Source organism: Legionella hackeliae, assembly GCF_000953655.1.
Classification (GTDB): Bacteria; Pseudomonadota; Gammaproteobacteria; order Legionellales; family Legionellaceae; genus Tatlockia; species Tatlockia hackeliae.
Window position 1 is genome coordinate 1,383,032 of sequence record NZ_LN681225.1, and the last position, 20,560, is coordinate 1,403,591.

A 20,560-nucleotide genomic window follows, 5' to 3' on the forward strand; every position below is an offset into this window, starting at 1 on the left:
AATTAGACTTATTAAGCTATTAACATCTCACTTAATTTCTTTGCCATCATATTCAATGAAGAATCCCAACTTGCATTTAAAAGCTGGATAGCCAAGTCAATATTTCTAGACAAGACTGCTTTCACTAGTTGATTACATTGCTCGTGATAATCAAGAATAGTCTTTTCATTGGTAACGTTATTTGCCATACATAGATAACGATAACGTGAAGAATTATCGTAAAGCATTCTTTGCATGCGAAGTAACCACGCCGATTTACAAGCACTGGTTATAGAAAAACTAAACTCCTTCTCAAACTCATTCCAAGCAGTGAGCTCTAAAGGCTTTTCGTTAATTTGTTTGAGAAATTTTGCATATCGATGCCAACAAGCCAAGACATTGGCTTCCCAATAATCATCTCCATGTTTGACGGAGAGTGTTAGCGCGAGTGTTTCTATGTGAGCTCTGATTTTATAAAGATCAAATAATTCTTCTAGAGACAGTTTTGCAACGTAAAATCCGCATTGATCTTCAAAATTCACAAAACCAATCACGGTCAAACGACATAGAGCTTCTCTTAAAGGGCTGTAGCCAACCTTATATTTTTTTTTCAAAACATCCATAGATAATCTTTCGCCAGGAGAAAAAACGCCTGTTAGGATATCCAAACGAACTTGATCCAATACACAGGTAGATTTCGTTTGTTTACGTAAAGTCATGTCTCTTTCTTTTGAACCTGGAATGGAGTGAGTATTCATTATTTTCGAAAATTTGTAAATCATCGAAAATATTTTTTACAAGGTATTTCGACGAGTTTGCTAACGTGAGTAAAAACAATTGATCCTAGAAATGCAGCCGTATTAGCAGAGCTAACACAGCTGGGGGTTATCAACGTAGTCTTAATACTAGCTCTTCTAGTTGAGTTGATGTTTTTTCAACGGTTTGCCAAAAGAATCGTGTTAGAGCTGTTTGTTGTTCTGTCTCTGCGGAAGCATTTTTAGGAATGCTTGCTTCTTCCTGTTTTAAACTTGCTTCATATCGCAACAATTCGCGTGAATTTGCAAAGCGACGTGTTTGATAACGTGATTTTTTGTTTTCCAAGTCATTGATTTGTTTAATGGTAGCATCTATTTGATCAAGCTCTTGATCATAGGCAGTCACTAATGCAGCACTTGTCTTCTGTAAGTAGCTTCTTAAACTATCTTTTGCTTTCTCTTCTAAGCTAGTTATCACTGTATTTGCTTGGGATTGGCATACTAGACTTGACTGCCTTAAAGCTCTGAGCTGCAGTGTTTCTTCTTGAACAATCGTTTTAAAATCACGTTCTAATTCAAAAAGTTGCTTTTGCAGATTAAAAATCTGTAGTTTGATACGGCCTGCTTGAAAGGATAAGCTGATTGTCTCTCCAAACCCAGCATCAGTTAATTGGTCATTTATTTTTTTCTGATTTTCTAGTTCTTTTTTAATATCCTCTTCTTTCTGATCCCTCAGAACTTGAGTCGAATTTTTTCTCTTCAGGATTTGTTCAAGTTCTTGCTTTAAGTGAAGATGTTTTTCGAGCTGGTTATCAAAAAGTTCAGGAGATTTTTTACCTAAAATACTTTCAGTCTTAACTAATTGAAGTGATGTATCCCCATCCCAATTTTTAAGTTGTTGAATGCAGCCCAGTATTTCTTGAGATTGTGCAGGCAGATCGCTAAAAATGGGATTGTTTAAATTGTTACTCCAACTGGTGTTTAGCAACTCTTTTAATTGAAAGAGTTTGTCAAACTCAGGGCGTTTAGCGACAGGAAGTATTTCAACAATTTTCCTATCTGTTAAATTAATAAGAGCTTCCTTATTCGCGTTAAACTTTTCTCTGTCTTCATAGAGTTGGGCTCTTTCTTTCTCGAGACGAGTTAATGGTGTGGGTTGATAGCCACTAAAACCTTCATGTAAGTCAGAACCTTCGATTTGAACTTCAATGAAGGATTGAGTTCCGTCATGTCCACTTTGAATACGCACGTGTTCCGCTTTGACATGGAATAAAGCAGCAAATTCAGACGCTTTGTGAGTCAATAAACTATCCTGGGTATCTTGTTTTATTCCGTTGGTTTTATTCAACGCTTTAATGGAATAGGCGAGCTGGCGTCTTAAGGTGCCGAGTGCAATTCTATAAGGTTTATAATCTGGATATGATCTAAAGCGTTCAACTGTCTCATACAATTCTTCGATGAGGTGAACCTGATTACCCCCTCGATTGGTTGCATCAAGAGTCGTTTTAAGAAGCTCCCAAACTGTATCGCCCTCAAATTGTTTTGAGAGGTCTGTAAGGCATGTATTGAACCGACCTAAATGGTAAGCCGATAGCACAGCATCATGATGATTTTTTTGAAACTCTCGATCGCAATGGGGTGCAAACACCAGGGACTCAATCGCAGTCAATGCGGTATTAACCACTTCGTTAGGATTCCTATGTCTCAGAGAAAAAAGGTATTTATCCTGTAATTTTGTACGCTGTTGTTGTAAAGCAATATAAAGCGCTTGAATAGTGTTTGGGTCTCGTGGTGTTCTATGGACATTCTGTGCCAGTGAGTAAATAGTTTCAGCGGCCTCTTTGGCTATATCCCACTCTAGGCGAGCATGCCAGGGTTGAGGTGAACGTTTTACCCAGTCAAATTCATTAATAAGATGCTCGGCAAGCATTTTCATGATGTCATCGCTATATTGTGTTTTTAGCGCTTCCAAATGTTCATCAGGTTCAAGAACGGCTTGATTATAGAGTTTCGTAAAGGTAAGAATTAAACCTTGTGTCTTAAATTTGTCGATCAACGGCATGGATGCCAATGAATGGCTATGTGCAAGAAGTAAGGGTTTAATTTTTTTCAGTAATTCTTGAATTACAGGTGCATCGGCTTGATTCAATTTCTTTTGAAAGAATTCAATCGTTGATTGCGTGATCTGTTTCGTATCTTCAATTCGCAAAACTTTATTTTTCTGCTTAATCACTTTCTCAGCAAGAGAGACTAGAAATGCTGGGAAAATAGAAGGGGAGTGAGCTTTATTGGTTGCATTAAGTTTACTGACCGCTTCAGGATAAACAGCACATAGTTCCCCAATGAGGTGAGGAAGGAGCTGTTTACTTTGAGCCAATTCCAAATCTTTCTTTTCGGTATCTGTAGGCTTGGTATACTCCAGGACGGCTCCCGCCTTATCAACAATAACTGCTTGTAAATTTTGTTGCATCAAACCAGTTGCAGACTCCTTGAATGGTAAGCTTTTTTCTTGTAACGCTCTTTGAATTTGAAGTTCTTTTGCGAGATCTAACTGTTTTAAATAAGTCAGTCTTAATTGTTGTTTTGCTGTAATTGTTTCAGCATGTTGCGCTTTTGCTACCCACTTTTCTTCCTTGACATTTTCCCAAATTTTACATAAGGAATTTTGAAAGTGGGCAATACTTGCTTCTACGGTATCTTCTTTTAAGCTGGTTTCTTGTGCGTTTGTAAGTTCGCTTATAAGAAGCTGACGCCATTGATAGAGTTCATGCTTTAAATTAGGGTCGGTTGGATAAAGTTCTAAGAGACAACTTTCCCAGGCGGAAACTTGTTGCATTAATATTTGTTGAGCTCTGTCGACTCCTTGTGTGTAAAGTCTATCCAGAGTGTCTTGTAATTGAATATCTTCCTGGAATTTTTCAATAGCTTGTTCCCCCCTTAGCTGACGGATGCTTGGAAAAAGGAAATACATAAGTTTGGTAAACCAGGATTTTGGAGCTGGTAGTTCATAAACAGGAAGCCATTGACCAGGTTTGCCATTGCGCGCTGCACGTCCGGCAATTTGTGTGGTTCTTCGCTTACTGTCTTTACAAGTTTGAATAACAAAAAGACCCTCAGGGTGATTGCCAGGATTGATGTCGATACCTCTTGCTAACATCGCAGTACCAATGGTTATCGTATTGGCTTTACCGGCTTGTTTAATAATACGGTCTAACTCTTCTGGACTTTCCTTTCCGGTGACAATTTGAATTTTAAAGCCCTCTCGACGATAAGCATCAAAACTTTTCCCAATAGTTTGGGCTTCATTAAAATCATCACAAACGATAAGAATAGGTTGTGTTTGCGTCTGACTCCATTTATCAAGAGCATCCTTGGTCTGTAGAATAAATGCTTCTCTTTCCTCCAGGGTTTGGATGGGAATATCTGAGTCGAATTCCAGTCGAGGTTTTTTAACAGGACGTTTAATTCCATCTATTGCTTTATGCATAGCACGAAGCGTTTCGTCACGAGAGAAGGTGAAGATTGGAGGATGTTTTTTACGATGATCGCCTGCGTAAGGTGCTACACTAATTGCTTGCGTACCAAGTTGTGTTGCTAAATAGAGCAGTTCAATTGGATCACCCGGAGTACCTGATATACCAACAAGACGACCACCTGTTTCCTGATAAAAGCCAACTAAACCACGAGCAGATTGGCTTGCAAGCACAAAAGGGTCACCATCAATGACAACATAGCGAGCTTTATCTGGATGTTCTGCAATCAAGCGGGCTTGCATTGCTTGTTGAACCCCATCAGTAAAAATACAGCCACCTTTGGGATTGCTACGCACAAGCGGTATACAGACAAATCGTTTGGTGATTTCATTACCTGTTTCATCTTTTTCTTTAATGGGTCGTATGAGAAAATGTCTGTCTTCAATGAGCTTCTCAGCTTTACAACTGGCGTTAATCCATTGTTTGAGTTGCGCATTACTCGTTGCCAACATAAAATTTTGCTTTTCGGCATCGCCATTAAATTTTTCGATAATTTCTTTGTTGATAAAAAGTCTAAATTGTTCTACATCTTCTTCTTCATCCCAAACTTTTCCTCTGGCTGGGTCTGTGTTACGAAATGTTGGTAAATGAATAAATTGATAAGCAAGTTGATAAATCCACTGTGCATGGATATCTTTAGCTTCATATTGAGTATTCTCGGCAACCAACTTATAAAGGGTGGTTTGATCGAGTAATGCGTCATCACACTCATCCAGGACAAGATGTATGGGCTCACCATTTTGAGTGAATGCTTCTTGTTGAGTTTCCTTCGCTGCCAAGCGGAAAAGAGCCATGTCTTCTAAAGTTGAGCAGTTAATACCACCTAGTCGGTACTCTTTTGGTTGGCTATTTGCGTGAATTAGTGCGGATTTAATACCTAAAAATTTAAAAAATGGTTCACAACTGTTTTCATAATCTCTAAGTAACAAGGTACCGTTTGCTGTACATGTATCCACGGTACCACCTTGTGTCCATTGTAAGACTGCAAGGATTGGTGTAATTAAGCTTTTGCCTTCTCCAGTATTAATACGCATCAGTAAATTAGCGTAAGGAGACTGCAAGGAAAGCAATAGCATAAGCATTTGAGTGGTGTTAGGGAATAAACCGGTTGTACGAAAATAAATTTCTCGCAAATAGGCTAAAAGCTCCATTTGGACTATTGCAATGTTCTCATCAGGAACCTCTTTTAAACGCAACTGATTTAGGAGGGTAGAGGCTCGCTCTTGCAATTGTTGACGAGAGCTAGCGGTTAATTTTTTAGGTTGACTATAGTCGTATGGGTTTAAGGGGTCTGTATAGCCTAAGGTTTCTATATAGTTTAGCTGGCTTGCAAGCTGCAACTTGAGTGCCGGAGGCAAATCAACACCATGCAATAAATCTTGTAAACTCAATAATGCATCTTCAACTCTGTCTGTTGCAAAATGTTCAGCAAGAGGACGAGTTTCTCCTGTTTTTGCAAACGGGTTGGTGTCAAAGCTTAAACAGTAGGCTCGAAGTTTTTCAGAACCATGCGTTACTAGAGCCGCGTTTAAGGTTTGTGCAATCGGATAGGGCGGGGTTGCAAATAATTGCATAACCTCGCGGATGTCACTGGCAGATCGCCGCCCCAGACCATTCGCAATATCGAGCAAAGTTGGTAAGTTTACAGTGTCATCTTTTTTGCTGCTGGCAAGGCCCTCTAGGATGACAATAAGACTCTCTCTGTTTTCCTCTTTAAGTAATGCTAATTGATTAAGAATATTTGAATAGGAACTTAAGTCTCGGCTGAGATTATCTAAAGAAATGCGCTTTAGTAAAGAAATACAAAGTGAAGCATGCGTAGGATTTTTTGTCAGGAAAGATTGTGTGTGAACAATTAAACCTTGCACTAAATCTTGAGAATCATTTTCAGTCATCCGACTTAGAATTTGAATGATTTGCCTTAGGATTAGAGATTTTGTTTCTTCCTCAAGATTAGATTTTGTTAACTCATTGAGTGTCGCTAGGGGAAAGGGACTGGGGCTTTTTAAGTTATGGCCCATGCTCATTTTAAAAAATAAAGTTCGTGTGTCTGCTTCAAGATTAGTGAGTTCAAAAAGAGTTTCTAAGCCATTTAATGCACGATCAATAGCAGCAGTGTCTGCAGCAGGATTTTCTTCTAATGCTTGAATAGCAGTCCTAAGATAAAGACCAAAAAGATTAGGTTCAGCTTTAAGAAGGGTGTTAACCAATGTCTGTTTTTGACTGTAATTTAGACGAGTAAGGGGGGAGGTCTGTAGTTTTTTATAGATAGTATAAAATTGTTCAGAAGCTTTATCTTTAACATCAATAAGAAAATTGAGATAACTAACAATTGTTTCAATTGTTGCTTTATAATTCTGCAACGATTGATCAGAGGGTTGATCTTCAGCAAGCGTTGCTGCAGTTTCCAATATACTATTTTCAAACTCGGAATCTTGCGTATTTAATTGTTGTAACGTCTTTTTAAGAGCGGGTAGAACTTTTTTCTGCACTAACTCTTCTTTGAACAAGAAGGTCAGCGAATGGGTGTCATTGAATCTGGCAAACCAGTTGAGGCAGGTTTGCGCATCCAAATCGGCTACAATGTTTTTATTTTTATCATCATTAAAAAAGCTATGAATTTCACCGGCAATGGTGTTATGAAGTGTGCTTAACGCTTTAGCAAATACTGCACCTGTTAAATTATCTGTGCTTTTTCTTTTTCCCGTAAGAATAAAACTTAAAATATATTCCCCTTTAGATTGTCCCAAGATGGAAACACTATAAGTAGAATTTAGAAGATTTGGCTTTTTTTCTTCAAAATAGCTAAATTTATCGATAATGTCGGTAAATTTGGGATTCGGTGTTTGAAGCAGGTTAATAAGGTCGGTTAGGGCATCAAGGAAGGGTAATAATCCTCCATCAAGCTGATCTTTTAATGCTTTAGGGATAATCGGCGATTTAAGATGTTCCAGTAAGGCATTTTTCAATGAGTCAACGCGAAGTACACTGCTTCTTTTTTTCACGGCGTCAGTCAGGGCGTCTACGATAAGATCATCAAGTTTTGAAATATCCCCTTTACCAAAGACACAGCCAGGTAACAAATTTTGCTCAATAATATAGTTGTTTAGCCATTTTTCTTGTTTATCTAACGTATCTTGCTCTGCAGGGATAATCGAATTTGAATTTGCAAGAGTATCGATAAACGTCCGGATTTGTTCTCCGTTGGGCAATGGTTGGGATTTAGAAATATTGATTTGACCTAAGAGATTTATAAGGGCATTACAATAGGTGATATCTTTTTTGGTTTTTAAGACATTGATCGAGTTTTCTAGCATCTCAATGCTATCTTGAGTTAAATCAGGCTCATTGAGGGCTGCAAGTAAACTGATAATATCAGGTGCTAAGTTTTCACGATTTTTTTGCAATAAGGTTGTGAAAGAGGCTATAGCAGTGAGAAAAGCTGTATTTCTATTAGCTTCTTCCGTTGTTTTTTCAATGCGATCTTTCAATCTATTGATTAATTCAAGACCTTCATTTTCTAAACAAGATACCAAAGGAATAATGATTTCATTGTTAAAGTTTTTTTCCGGGAATAAAACTTTCAATTCAGCGATTTGAGATAGCAGAGTTTGTATTTGTAGAAGCGAGGGATTAGGCTTGAAGCGAAAGCAATGAACCAGAGCCTCTAGTACATTATTTCGTTCCGTTTCGCTAAAAGGCTGTAATAGATTGCTGCAGTTTTTCAATGTTTTCTGCCAATGTTCTGCAACAAGATTTTCCTCTTGCGAGAAAGTACAGGTCAGAATAAACATGAATTGGTTTTTTTGTAATGCAGTCCAGGAGGCATCTAGATTTTCAATTTCTGCAAAACGAGCTCGGATATCTGTTAATCGAACCGTCTCTTTCCAATGTGGCCCCATATATCGAAACAACCAGAGCTTCAAGTCTTCTGAATTACCGCTCAGATGGGCTAAGATTTTCTCGGGATCAACTTCTACGTCTTGAGCATCTTTAAGTTGCATGCATGCAGCAACTTGCTTAAAGCGTTGAGGCTTTGGAGCCTGAGTCATCGCATAATGCGCCCCTGTAGGCCCCCAGTTAAGACCATGCAGTGATGCGCATTGTTCTTGTGGATTTTGTGCGCGTTCAATAACATCAAGGACGCGATTTAAAGTAATTAAGAGATGACCATTATGTTCAATGGGACAGGGATAAGGTAACAAAAGATTTTTTTCTGTAATTCGAGGTAGGAAAATTTGCGTATAAGCCTCGAAAAAATTATTAAAGTCAAAGTGGTGATGAGGATTTTTAAGGTGGCCAATCGCAAGCTTATTCCACCATTCTCTTTGTTCTTTAGGCAACTGTAAAAGTTTTTGCAGGTTTTTAATGCCGCGTGGATTTAAAAATGCATCTTGAGCGACAGGATCTTTAAGGAATTCAATACTGATACCTTTACTTAAGCAATTATTCAGAATTTTTATAAATAACTTGGTATGTGCTTCGCCGCCTAAAACAAATAGTTTTGCCAAAACAGGTACAATAAACTCTACTTCAGCCTGTTGGATTGAACTGAGAAGATTAGATATGTCTCTGGCTTGAGCGGGTATTGCCGTGATCAATGCCTGTTTTTGTATTGCATGATCGCTATTGTTTAGCAGCTGTTTAAAGAGTGTTTCAGTTACCTCGGGTAAAAGCTGACGTGCCTGTTCAACAGTGGGTAGGGCCAATAGAGCGGGCTTATGCAGCGCAGGAGCTAAGGCAGAAGGTAGTCTTCGTGGTGTGTGGGTGAAACAGAGCACATTTTTGTCAATATAAAACCCTTGAATTAAATTCCCTGGAATGATGCCGTCTGTAAACGCATGGAGATGCTCTTTGATTATTTGCGCTGCTGTTTCTTCTACGTTCTCTATACCTAACGCGGACAGTTGTTGCTCAAGCGCCGGAAGTTCAGGGAATTTTGCAGGAACTACTGTCTGAATTTCAGTTTTAATTTGCTCAACAAGTTCACTTTTAGGTCTGCTGACTGCGCCAGTGTGTTTAGGAAGATGAATACTCTTTTGAATTTGAATGTTGGCACGGATTGTAGATGAAGAGCTATTCAATGCTTCTTTTAATGGATTGATCTTTGGTTCTGACGTGGTGTTTAATAATGTTTCAGCGGTGTACTTGAGTAAAGAGCGACGTGCGGTTAAAGCGAGGAGATTGCTATTAAATTCATCGTTAGCCAGCCTAAAAATGAAGAGTCGCTTGCGTTTTTCTTGAACAAATTGTAAAAGGGTGGCGATATCTTCTTTTTTAACCGATTGAGGGTCTAGCTCAATCTCAACTGGTGTGTAATTTATCTCATTTTCATGAGAAGCGATCAAATTCTCCAATAAAGATGCAAGATTTTTATTATCAGCTGGCACAGGATGCTCCTCATGTCAAAACAATGTCTTGTAATTAGACTGCCACTTCCAAAATGGTTGGGCAGCAGCATAATAAAAAAAGAGAATATTTTGAATACTTAGTGGTAAATATAAAATCATGTCGGTTGTCGTGATGTGAGTTAAATTTAAATTGCACGTCATGCTCCCAACAATGCTCCCATTAATATAGAAGCGAATTAAGCTTTAAATTTAATACAGAATGATTTCTGTTGTTCTATTTTAGTGTTGCAACTGCTTGAATAATGCATTTTTTTCCCATTAATCAACGTAGTGAGCTAATCATAACAAAGTTAGCTTATGTGAAACTTAAGTAACTGCGAGTCAATAGAAATTTCGTTACACAAAGGGTTTAATAGCTACCTGTCAACAGGGGAAAATTGTGAAAGCAAGCGATGGAGAACGTTACCTAATATTTGATTGACGTTAATTCACCAATCTCTAATCCAAGTCACTATTCTTAAAATCATTAGTTCCTCATCGGTGAATGTAACATTGCTTTGATGAGCTATCAAAAAGACATTATATAGGCTGGGTTAATGTTCCAACCTATATGTGTATTACTTATGCATTATGTAGTTTAAAAAGGTGGGTTCAAATGTTATATCCAGTATGACCGTGGTGGTTGCTATTGTGATGGTGATGTGGATAGACATCGGGATATTTAATAACCACTGGGACGGTAGGTACAGTAGAGTACACATCCACGACTGGAGGAGAAAATAGGTTCAATGATGTCCAGTTACTTCTCGAATGATAATGATGTCTTGGTGCACCACCACAGCAACTATTAAAGTACAACGATAGAAGACCAACTCCTCCCATCAATAGTAGCATAGCTGCGATTGGTAAAAGTGGTGAGGCTACAACAGCTGTGGCCCCCAAAGCAGTAGTTGAAGCTGCCGCAAAAAGAAAGGGTGCGGATACGACTGTTGATTTTGCAGCTAATGTTGCAATAATTCCCGCAGTAATGATTGCCTGTGCAGTTATCGTAGCCATACATTTTAAGATAAAGCTGTAGTTATCCTTTATGGTGTCTTTAATGCCCATTCATTTCTCCCGGAATGCTAATATTTTGGAGCATCAATATTCGTGCGGTTAATGAATAGAGTCAATCTTTTTTTTTGAGTTTTATAACTTAGTGCCGATGCAGTCTGTTCCTCGGCTTTATATCTACCTGCGTCGACTTTTATCTAGGTGCCTCGGCTTGTCCGAGGCATCCAGAAAAATGCTGAGCCAGGTGAACTCTTCATGTAAGTCGCAAACAATATTCATATTTTCATTAAACACTGATTTAAGATTTACTGGATGCCTCGGACAAGCCGAGGCACGTGGGGCAGGATACTATAAGCTCTTTGATCATATAAATTTTTTATGATTTCAAATTATGAAGAGATTTCTGATCTTGTGCGAGATATCCAGAAAAAGGTGGAATCCAATGAAAAATTTTCTCTCTTTTTTCTAATTGCAATCACTAGGTTATAGGGTAATAATCAACTTCGAATTTTAGTGCAAGCGAACTACCGCGTGCTATTAAGATTACTCACTTTCTATTTAAGGATAAAAATGAAACGACGTTTATTAGGATTTATAGCCGCAGGTCTCTTTGCCTCGGTGTCGCATGCAGATTTTATTTTTCATTCGAATTCATCCTCAGTATGTGCAGATGTGCCAGGACATTGGACGGGCAGAGGAAAAGCAAATAACTGGTTGATTGGCGAATGCAAATATCATGGATCAGGAATAATTAGTGCCCTTGATGGTGCAGGGCATTTTAAAATTGAAGTATCTGCGGACAAAGATTCAGGGACGTCGTTGTGCCCTAAGCATGCTTATGAGGAATTAACTGGCTCTTGCACTAATGGTGTTGTAACCATCAAAACCCAATATGGAAGCTTGGCAGGTAATTTTTCAAGAAATGCAGGTGATGCCAAAGGGACTTTATCTGTGGGGCCTGGTATGAGTGCCGATGTAGTTGTCCGATTTGAACGAGCTGGATAATTATAAACGCAATCCACTTGTCTTAATTATAGTGGATTGCTATTTTCCCCAAGAATTATGCGTTTACTCACATTAGTTTTGATTACAAATCTTCTCATTGATAGGAATTGAAAATAACTGGCGTCCATCTAGAATATAATCATAAACGAGTTCAATGTTTTGGTTGGAAAATCGCTGCAATTCACTACTTTTGCAAACCTTGGCTTTGATTGACGTTTCCAACATGTTGGAGGCTTCTTCTTGGTTATTTAAGATATTGCTTTTTTGATTTTCATCGAAATTAACAAGCTCGAAATAATATAATAATTTACTTTTATCTGAACCCACTTTATACAGCACAGTATGATTGTCTATTTTTGCAGGTAAATTTTTATTGAGTAGCATCACTATTGTATTTATCTGTTGTGTGGTGCCACGTGCGTTAAAGCTTGAGTTAAGGTATAAAAATAATAAAGTGATTAATACGCTAAAAATAACAACCACTTTGGCGAAAATGGCTAAAATTTTTGTTCCTTTGTATTTAGAGGCGCTGTTCCATATCGCTATCCAGATCAAAATAGTGTAAAGCGTTGTCAAAACAATAATGGCGTAAACGGGAGAAGTGCCTACCTTATTAATAATATTTATCATATTAATGATTATAAAGTAGAATCCAATATTGAATAATGTGATAACCAATACGCCAAATATCCAAAAACTAACCCACAGGGGAACATCACCGCACAGTAGTTTTTTTATAGGGGTAAAAAGCCCATTTTTCTTGGCAGCATCCACTGAATGTAAAGTTTCCATAGTTCTATCCCTGAGTTAGTATGGTTACAGTGATAAATAAGTAATTAGAAGTAAGTTGGGTAATCCTGGCGTCAGCCAGTGTGACGCCAAGATGAAATTGTTATCTCCAGCAACGCAATTGACCTTTATAATTATACCAGCAGTCCGGACGTCCGGGGGCAGGTATAGCTCCTGGTCCAGGATTGTTCGGAACACATCGCCCATTCATGGTCATGTGGTAACCAAATCCACATCCTTGAGCAGCATTTGTTGTAGAAGAATAAAATAGTCCAATGAATAAAAGAGCGCCGAATGCCAATGGGCCTGATAATTTTGAAAAGGATATAGAACGTGTCTTCATGACATCTCCTTGTATCATTGATATGTCTTACTAAGTATAGAATTTTATTTTTAAATTGCGCGTAAATATTGAGCAAAAATAAGGTTTGCTTGTTTAAGTCCGTTCTCTCTCTTTTAACCAGGAGAAGTATTAAGGTATAGTGAGGGTGGTTTTAAACTACTAAGGATGAAAAATATGTATAAAAACTCTGGCCAACCTAGACAATACCATGGCTATACAGGCACTGTGTTTACCCCCGTTCCTGGCCTACAGGAATCTAATAATCATCATGGCCATAACAACACAGTGATTGTCCCTGTGCAACCAAACCAAGTACCTCACACTCATCATGGCCATAATAGTACAACACAGGATAACCATCACGGACATGTCGATACACATACACATCGTCATACTTTTTAATGTGGATCTAATGCTGGCTAAGGAAATTGACTGGCAAGTCCCCCTTGAATGGTTTGAGATGAGCACTTTTGCTCAAAAGCGAACAGTTTGAGCTTATTAGTTGATCTTAATATAATTTGGTTTAAAAGTTCGCATGTTATAGAATGAGGCAGGGAAATGACCTCTCTATAGTAGAACTCTAAAATGGCCGAGATTAACCGCATAAAACACAATTTTTTTAGTTCGTCAGCAAACCAATCGGCTAAGCTTTCCTTTAAAGAGACTGATTTTAATTTAAATCAACTTAAAGCAGAGTTTTCATCATTATATCAATTATTTATTGCCAATAAGCATGCCTTGAAAAAGGAAGGTGAAATTGTTGCCTATATCAGTTGCTTATGTAATTTGATGATTGATTATTATAAACTGGACTATGTTGAAGACGATTTACATGCATTATTAGAAAAGAAAAACGAAATTGAGAGGTTCATTAAAGAGACAACCTCTGAAGAAACTAAACCGCTAACAGTATTGTCTAAAGTAAGGAAAGGGGCTTCGAATTTTGCAACTGTAGTGATGAGCTCAGCAAAATTACGTGAAGACGCCTCTTTTTTAATCACTAATCGCTCCTATTGGAATTACAGTCGAACTCTTGCAAGTTACCTTATTATTTATCTGCAAGAAAATGGATTTGCGGCCTTCATGGAAGCAATAAATGAAAAGATAGGATCACCTTATAATTTGCAGGATTTTGTTAGATTACTTGATAAACCTCAACGAATTTTGCGTGTGTCCAGTGTCGCTCTGTATACCTTGCGCTTCATGATTAATTTAACGGTCATGATAAAGCACGTCGTAAAAGCTGCTTTGAATAAGGAGCTGTCAAGCCAAAAAGTACTGATCCAGGAAATGGAAAAACGTGGGTATTCGATGGCTAATGATATGGTTTGGGGTACGGTTAACTTATTAAGTAACTACAATCGAGTTTTTCAGTTGTCTTCTTTGGTTATCGCACAAATTAATTTAGCGTTTTTAACATTTGATTTAGCATTATTTATTGTCCGATGGTCCGTTGAACGGAGAGATTATATAAACCGCGTCAATGATTTGATGCGACAAAAGAACGAAGTAGTTTCATCACTGGAGTTAGCAGTCATCAACCGGCAGATTGATATTGTCAATGATGAGTGGGAAGCCCAATGTGCTTATTACAAATTTAATATTGTCGCTGCTACTTTATTCATAGGTGCTTTTGGTTCAACTTTTGTCTTTTTTGGCCCGTTTGCTTTAGGTATTTTGGCGGGTTTGAGTATGCTTGGTAATGCTCTTTATAATACAGCTTCTGAGTACAAAAAATATAAACAGTCCAGTATTGCGGTTCAACGTGAAATCACGAATGGAAAGTTTTTAGCGAATGAGCATCATTATGAAATGCTCAATGCATTGAATTACCGATGTGCTGAATCCTATAAATTATTCTGGAAAACACTAATTTTTAATACGACTGCCACCGCATTCATCATTACAGCTGCAGCTATTTCCTGGCCTATTGCATGTGCTTTGACCTTCTCCTATTTGAGTTACCGACTCTATGAAAATTATCAAAAATCGAGAGAGGGAGAGGAGAATAAGTTACCTTCTAACGACATTTATCGTTTATTCACTGTTGAGAGTTCATCTAATTCTGCAAAAAGTGCGTTACCAAGTATAACCTTGTGTTAATGTAAAATAGAAAGTCAAATAATAAACCTTGATTGTGAAATAATGGAAGGAGAGATGATGCAAGAAATTATTACTTTAGCTTTGAGTAATTTTACCTGGACTCTATTTATTTTGAGCATGATAGTTGCGGTATTCGTGTTGTTATTTAAAGCCAAACCTTTAAGCAAGGCTGAGGTTATTGAAATATTTTTTTCCTATTTTCTCTTATTTAATATCGGCATTAGTTATTTCTATAACTTTATAATGCACGTATTTTTTGGTGATTTTACTGCACAATATATTGGATGGGCACAAAGTCCGTTCCAACTTGAAGTTGGTTTTGCCAGTTTGGGGTTTGCAGTCATTGGAATTATTAGTTTTTGGAGTAAGCTTGGTTTTCGTGCTGCTACAGTGATTGCACCTGCTATGTTTTTATGGGGAGCTGCTGGCGGACACATTTATCAAATGATAACCGCCCATAATTTTGCACCAGGTAACGCAGGAGGAATTTTTTGGAGCGATGTTATCCTGCCTGTTATTGGATTTATATTACTTTGGTTACAGTCTAAGTACCCAAAATATAATGTTTCATAAATGCAGTTTTGTGTAAAATCACTGCGCAACTTACTAAGTGCCGTTAGAACAATCACTTAGATAGAGTATACACAAGGTTATCCACAGAAAATGTGGATAATTTTTTTTATAGATGATGCAAGAAAAATAAGGTTATTCCCATGTTTTACAACGAATATTCTACGAAAAAAAACACAAAAAAGAAAACTAAGCAAGCTAATTACTAAAAAATATCCACAGGATGTGGGAAGGGACAATGAGAGAATAGAAAACTATGTTATCCAAATAAAAAAGAAAAAAACAGTCTTGACTAGGGATTTTTTTCTTTTGATGTCTAGTCGTATTGATTAGCCAACCAATCTTCATACAATAAAGCAAAACGAAGATGGTCGCACCATTGGCCATTAATTTTTAAATAGCGAGGCGAGAAGCCTTCCTTAAGGAAACCATTTTTTGTTATCAAACGAATAGAGGATTTATTGGTAGGCTGAATATTTGCTTCAATACGGTGCAGCTTCAATTCAAGAAAGATTTCTTTTAAAACTAATTTAAGCGCCTGACTCATTGCTCCTTGGCTTGCAAACTGAACATTCGCAAAATAACCAAGATAAGCACTTTGAAATACTCCTCGAACAATACCACTAATGTTAAATACGCCAATAATCGTTTGTGAACTATTAATCGCTAGATAACATCGTTGATCAGGAAGCTGTGATTTCTGAAAATAATATTCAAATTCTTCCCTGGTTTGAGGGGCAGTGATGTAAGGGAAATGGAATGACTGACTTTTTTGCATCACTACTAAAAATTTATCGGCATCATCTTGAACAAGCTCACGAATATGGATGTCTTTTAAAGTGTTCATAATAGTCTAAGGAAATTTTTTAATCGCCAGTAGCATGATTCGGGGGACAAAATATAGACTATTTTACTGGGTAGGTTCAATTATAAAAATCATATTTTTGTTTAATATTACTCTATGATAGGATTGAATATTATACTTGGAATCTGAATGATATGGATATTCTATCAATCATTATCGTATTAGTTTTTTTTAGCTTATCCTTTATTCTGATCAAATTCTTCGATTCCTTGTTTAAGGAGTAAACAATTGGGATTTTATGTCATCGGTGGAGTCATCACATTTGCCTTACTTATCTATTTATTGATTGTTTTATTTAAACCTGAACTGTTTTAGCGAGTGGAAACGGATTCTTATGCTAGAAATAAGTATTCTTCAAGTGGCACTTTATCTTGTAATTCTTCTTTTACTTGTTAAACCGCTAGGTTGGTATATGGCTCGAGTTTATGAAGATAAACCTTGTGGCCTGAATAGACTTGGGGGCTTCTTAGAGCGAGGAATCTACCGATTATGCGGTATAAACTGTGCAGAGCAAATGAATTGGAAACAGTATCTATTCACGATGCTCTTTTTTAATTTGCTAGGTTTGCTTGTTGCTTATTTGATCCAACGTCTACAGTTTTATTTTCCATTGAATGAACAAAAATTTCCTGGACTTTCACCAGAGTTGGCCTTTAATACGGCTGCAAGCTTTGCAACCAATACAAACTGGCAGGCTTATAGCGGTGAAGGAACGATGAGTTATTTTACCCAAATGCTTGCGTTGACTGTACAAAATTTTATCTCTGCTGCAACCGGTATGTCATTGCTAATGGCTTTAATTCGAGGTATTGCAAAGCATGAAGAGACAGGGTTAGGAAATTTTTGGGTCGATACTGTGAGAGGAGTTTTGTATATTCTTTTGCCTCTTTCATTCGTATTTGCCGTCATCCTAACCTCTCAAGGCGTTATTCAAAACTTCAAGCCTTATGAAAAAGTTAATCTTATACAGGCAGTAAATTATTCAAAACCAGTCACTGATAATTTGGGTAAAACCATTCTTGATGAGCAAGGCAAGCCTAGAAATGAAATTGTTCAGCTGACAGAACAAATGATACCCATGGGCCCTGTTGCCTCGCAAATTGCAATTAAGCAATTAGGAACAAACGGGGGAGGTTTTTTTAATACAAACTCCGCGCATCCTTTTGAAAACCCAACCCCACTAACCAATTTTTTGGAAATGCTCGCCATATTATTAATTCCTGCCGCCCTTTGTTACACCTTTGGTTTGATGGTAAATGATAAAAGACAAGGGTGGGCAATATTAATTGCCATGACACTAATTTTCATTCCTTGTGCCAGTATTGCAATTATTGCTGAACAGCAGGGCAATCCTGCTTTTGCAAGCTTAGGGATTGATTCTACCGCGGGAGACAATCTTTACCCTGCGGGAAACATGGAAGGAAAAGAAATACGCAACGGCATTGTAAGCTCTGCCCTCTGGGCGACCGCAACCACTGCGGCATCAAATGGTTCTGTTAATGCAATGCATGATTCCTTTACCCCTTTGGGTGGATTGATTACTGTCTGGATGATGCAATTGGGTGAAATAATCTTTGGTGGTGTGGGTTCCGGATTATACGGTATGCTAATGATAGTTATTATTACAGTATTTGTTGCCGGATTAATGGTGGGTCGAACCCCTGAGTATTTAGGTAAAAAAATAGAGCCCTATGAAATGAAAATGGCATCGTTTGTTGTCCTGCTGATGCCTATACTGGTTCTGATTACTACTGCTATTGGTGTGGTTACACCAATGGGTGTTAAATCAATTGCCAATCCAGATGCGCATGGTTTTACAGAAATCCTTTATGCGTTTACATCAATGGCAAATAATAACGGCAGTGCTTTTGCAGGATTAAATGCAAATACGCCATTCTATACCATTGTAGGTGGCATAAGCATGCTAATAGGTCGATTTTGGGTCGCTATTCCTGTTATTGCCATTGCTGGCTCTTTGGCGCGTAAAAAACGAATATCAGTGACTTCAGGGACATTAGCAACACATACACCATTGTTTATTTTGTTACTGATAGGAGTTACGTTAATAGTAGGGGCTTTATCTTTTCTCCCTGCTCTTTCTTTAGGGCCGATTGTGGAGCATCTGATGCTATGGAGCAACCATGGTCACTAAAAAGCGATCGGTCTGGAGCCTTAAAATAATAACAGCTGCAATTTATGCTGCTTTTTTAAAACTATCACCGTTTCATCAATTACGAAATCCAGTCATGTTTACGGTTTATATTGGTGCGATACTCACGACCTTTCTTTTCATTCAATCGTTGGCAGGGCCGGGAGAGGCACCGTCGAATTTTATTTTGGCAATTACCCTATGGCTTTGGTTTACCTTATTGTTTGCAAATTTTGCTGAAGCAATGGCTGAGGGTCGGGGCAAAGCCCAGGCAGAGGCTTTACGAAAAGCTCGACGGGATATCCAGGCAAAAAAATTAGCAAAACCTTCACGAGAAGCTAAGGTAACAATAATTCCATCAACTCATTTGCGTATCGGTGATGTGGTTTTGGTTGAGGCAGGAGACCTTATTCCTAATGATGGTGAAGTAATTGATGGTGTTGCTTCTGTGAATGAGAGTGCCGTAACAGGCGAAAGTGCCCCAGTTATTCGAGAAAGCGGGGGTGATCGCAGTGCAGTAACCGGAGGAACACAGGTTATTTCTGACTGGTTAGTGGTACGTATTACCTCAAATCCAGGTGAGACTTTTTTAGACAAGATGATCTCTCTAGTTGAAGGTGCAAAACGACAAAAAACGCCAAACGAACTGGCACTTACTATTTTATTAGCAGCACTAACGCTAATATTTCTTCTCGTTTGTGCAACGTTATTACCTTTTTCAATTTATAGCGTGACAGCGGCGGGCAGTGGCAAAATAGTGACGATTACAGTGCTTGTGGCACTTTTTGTTTGTCTGGCGCCTACTAGCATTGGTGGATTGCTCTCTGCAATTGGCATTGCCGGTATGGATAGGATGATTCAAGCCAATGTTATCGCCTTATCCGGCCGAGCAGTAGAAGCGGCTGGAGATATAGACGTATTACTTTTGGATAAAACAGGGACCATTACATTAGGAAATCGCCAGGCTACAGAATTTATTCCTGAAGATGGTGTATCTGTGGAAACTTTGGCTGATGCAGCTCAGTTGGCCTCACTAGCAGATGAAACGCCGGAGGGAAGAAGTATTGTAATTTTGGCAAAAGAGAAATACGGGTTGCGAGGTAGAGACATCTTAAAATTAGGGGCTACGTTTGTCCCGTTTACAGCTCAAACGCGGATGAGCGGGGTTAATTTATCAAACCGTCAGATTCGAAAAGGGGCAGCCGAAGCGGTGGAGCAATACGTTACACAATTGGGCGGCCGTTTTTCAGAAAATCTAGTCCGTAATGTGGAAAATATTTCACGTAAGGGAGGGACTGCACTTATCGTTGCTGAGGGGGCGAAAGTGTTAGGTGTTATCCATCTTAAAGATATTATTAAAGGAGGGATACGTGAGAGATTTGCCCAATTAAGACGCATGGGAATTAAGACAATTATGGTAACGGGTGATAATCCGCTTACGGCAACAGCTATCGCAGGTGAGGCCGGTGTTGATGATTTCCTCGCTAATGCGACCCCCGAAGATAAATTAAAATTAATACGTCGACTACAGAAAGAAGGACATTTAGTGGCAATGGCTGGTGATGGCACTAACGATGCTCCGGCATTGGCACAGGCCGATGTTGCTGTGGCCATGAACACAGGAACTCAAGCAGCGAAAGAGGCGGGTAATTTAGTTGATTTAGATTCTAATCCCACTAAATTGATTGAAGTGGTTGAAATTGGCAAGCAATTGTTAATGACAAGAGGGGCGCTTACAACCTTCAGTATGGCAAACGATGTGGCAAAATATTTTGCAATTTTACCCGCTGCATTTGCAACGACGTACCCCGCATTAGATGCATTGAATATCATGCATCTTAAAACCCCGGACAGTGCAGTATTGTCAGCGGTTATCTTTAATGCGCTCATTATTATTTTTCTTATACCACTGGCATTACGCGGTGTTCGATATCGACATGTTTCAGCTGCAAGATTATTGCGAAGCAACGTATTGATTTATGGCGTGGGAGGATTAGTCGTTCCCTTTCTCGGTATTAAAATAATAGACATACTTTTAGTAATGCTTGGCCTAACAGGATAGGGT

13 protein-coding genes are annotated in these 20,560 nt (G+C 38.3%); 7 read left to right on the forward strand and 6 right to left on the reverse strand.

All coding sequences use genetic code 11. From position 1 onward, the window contains the following. Positions 1-11 precede the first annotated feature (11 nt). From LHA_RS06255 to LHA_RS15990, 3 genes are all read right to left on the reverse strand, one after another. The gene (locus tag LHA_RS06255) at positions 12-737 is read right to left on the reverse strand and encodes an FCD domain-containing protein (protein WP_231861989.1); all 726 of its coding nucleotides are present in this window, start codon (positions 735-737) and stop codon (positions 12-14) included. A 130-nt stretch (positions 738-867) separates the two neighbouring features. After that, positions 868-9,657 (reverse strand): helicase-related protein, encoded by an 8,790-nt coding sequence (locus LHA_RS06260; RefSeq protein WP_052673615.1) that lies wholly within the window; start codon positions 9,655-9,657, stop codon positions 868-870. A 612-nt stretch (positions 9,658-10,269) separates the two neighbouring features. Next, on the reverse strand, positions 10,270-10,725 hold the full coding sequence (locus LHA_RS15990) for a hypothetical protein (protein WP_052673616.1): 456 nt from the start codon (positions 10,723-10,725) through the stop codon (positions 10,270-10,272). 516 nt (positions 10,726-11,241) lie between these two features. On the opposite strand from LHA_RS15990, the gene LHA_RS06270 reads away from it, so the two are divergent. Beyond that, positions 11,242-11,676: a hypothetical protein gene (locus LHA_RS06270; protein WP_045105781.1), complete on the forward strand. Its 435-nt coding sequence runs from the start codon at positions 11,242-11,244 to the stop codon at positions 11,674-11,676. 72 nt (positions 11,677-11,748) lie between these two features. Here LHA_RS06270 and LHA_RS06275 read toward each other — a convergent pair whose 3' ends face one another. Continuing rightward, a complete protein-coding gene (locus tag LHA_RS06275) occupies positions 11,749-12,468 on the reverse strand; it encodes a hypothetical protein (RefSeq protein WP_045105782.1) in 720 nt (239 codons plus the stop codon). 100 nt (positions 12,469-12,568) lie between these two features. Beyond that, positions 12,569-12,808 (reverse strand): GCG_CRPN prefix-to-repeats domain-containing protein, encoded by a 240-nt coding sequence (locus tag LHA_RS06280; RefSeq protein ID WP_045105783.1) that lies wholly within the window; start codon positions 12,806-12,808, stop codon positions 12,569-12,571. 174 nt (positions 12,809-12,982) lie between these two features. Here LHA_RS06280 and LHA_RS06285 point away from each other — a divergent pair, with 174 nt between their 5' ends. From LHA_RS06285 to LHA_RS06295, 3 genes are all read left to right on the forward strand, one after another. Further along, the gene (locus LHA_RS06285) at positions 12,983-13,210 is read left to right on the forward strand and encodes a hypothetical protein (protein ID WP_045105784.1); all 228 of its coding nucleotides are present in this window, start codon (positions 12,983-12,985) and stop codon (positions 13,208-13,210) included. 183 nt (positions 13,211-13,393) lie between these two features. Beyond that, positions 13,394-14,911 carry a hypothetical protein gene (locus LHA_RS06290; protein WP_045105785.1) on the forward strand — a complete coding sequence of 506 codons (1,518 nt, stop codon included), beginning with the start codon at positions 13,394-13,396 and terminating at the stop codon, positions 14,909-14,911. 57 nt (positions 14,912-14,968) lie between these two features. Next, positions 14,969-15,484, forward strand: coding sequence for a DUF6790 family protein (locus LHA_RS06295; protein WP_045105786.1), 516 nt, complete (start codon positions 14,969-14,971; stop codon positions 15,482-15,484). Positions 15,485-15,797: 313 nt separating this feature from the next. Here LHA_RS06295 and LHA_RS06305 read toward each other — a convergent pair whose 3' ends face one another. Next, positions 15,798-16,328, reverse strand: coding sequence for a GNAT family N-acetyltransferase (locus tag LHA_RS06305; RefSeq protein ID WP_045105788.1), 531 nt, complete (start codon positions 16,326-16,328; stop codon positions 15,798-15,800). Between the two features lie 246 nt (positions 16,329-16,574). Here LHA_RS06305 and kdpF point away from each other — a divergent pair, with 246 nt between their 5' ends. The 3 genes from kdpF to kdpB are packed head-to-tail and all read left to right on the forward strand — an operon-like array spanning position 16,575 to position 20,557. Next, a complete protein-coding gene (gene kdpF / locus LHA_RS17645; RefSeq protein WP_065238326.1) occupies positions 16,575-16,661 on the forward strand; it encodes a K(+)-transporting ATPase subunit F in 87 nt (28 codons plus the stop codon). A gap of 19 nt (positions 16,662-16,680) precedes the next feature. Then, positions 16,681-18,498 (forward strand): potassium-transporting ATPase subunit KdpA, encoded by a 1,818-nt coding sequence (gene kdpA, locus LHA_RS06310; RefSeq protein ID WP_045105789.1) that lies wholly within the window; start codon positions 16,681-16,683, stop codon positions 18,496-18,498. Beyond that, positions 18,488-20,557, forward strand: a complete 2,070-nt coding sequence (kdpB, locus tag LHA_RS06315) for a potassium-transporting ATPase subunit KdpB (RefSeq protein ID WP_045105790.1) — start codon at positions 18,488-18,490, stop codon at positions 20,555-20,557. Before kdpA ends, kdpB begins: the two co-directional genes overlap by 11 nt. The last annotated feature ends 3 nt before the right edge of the window (positions 20,558-20,560 follow it).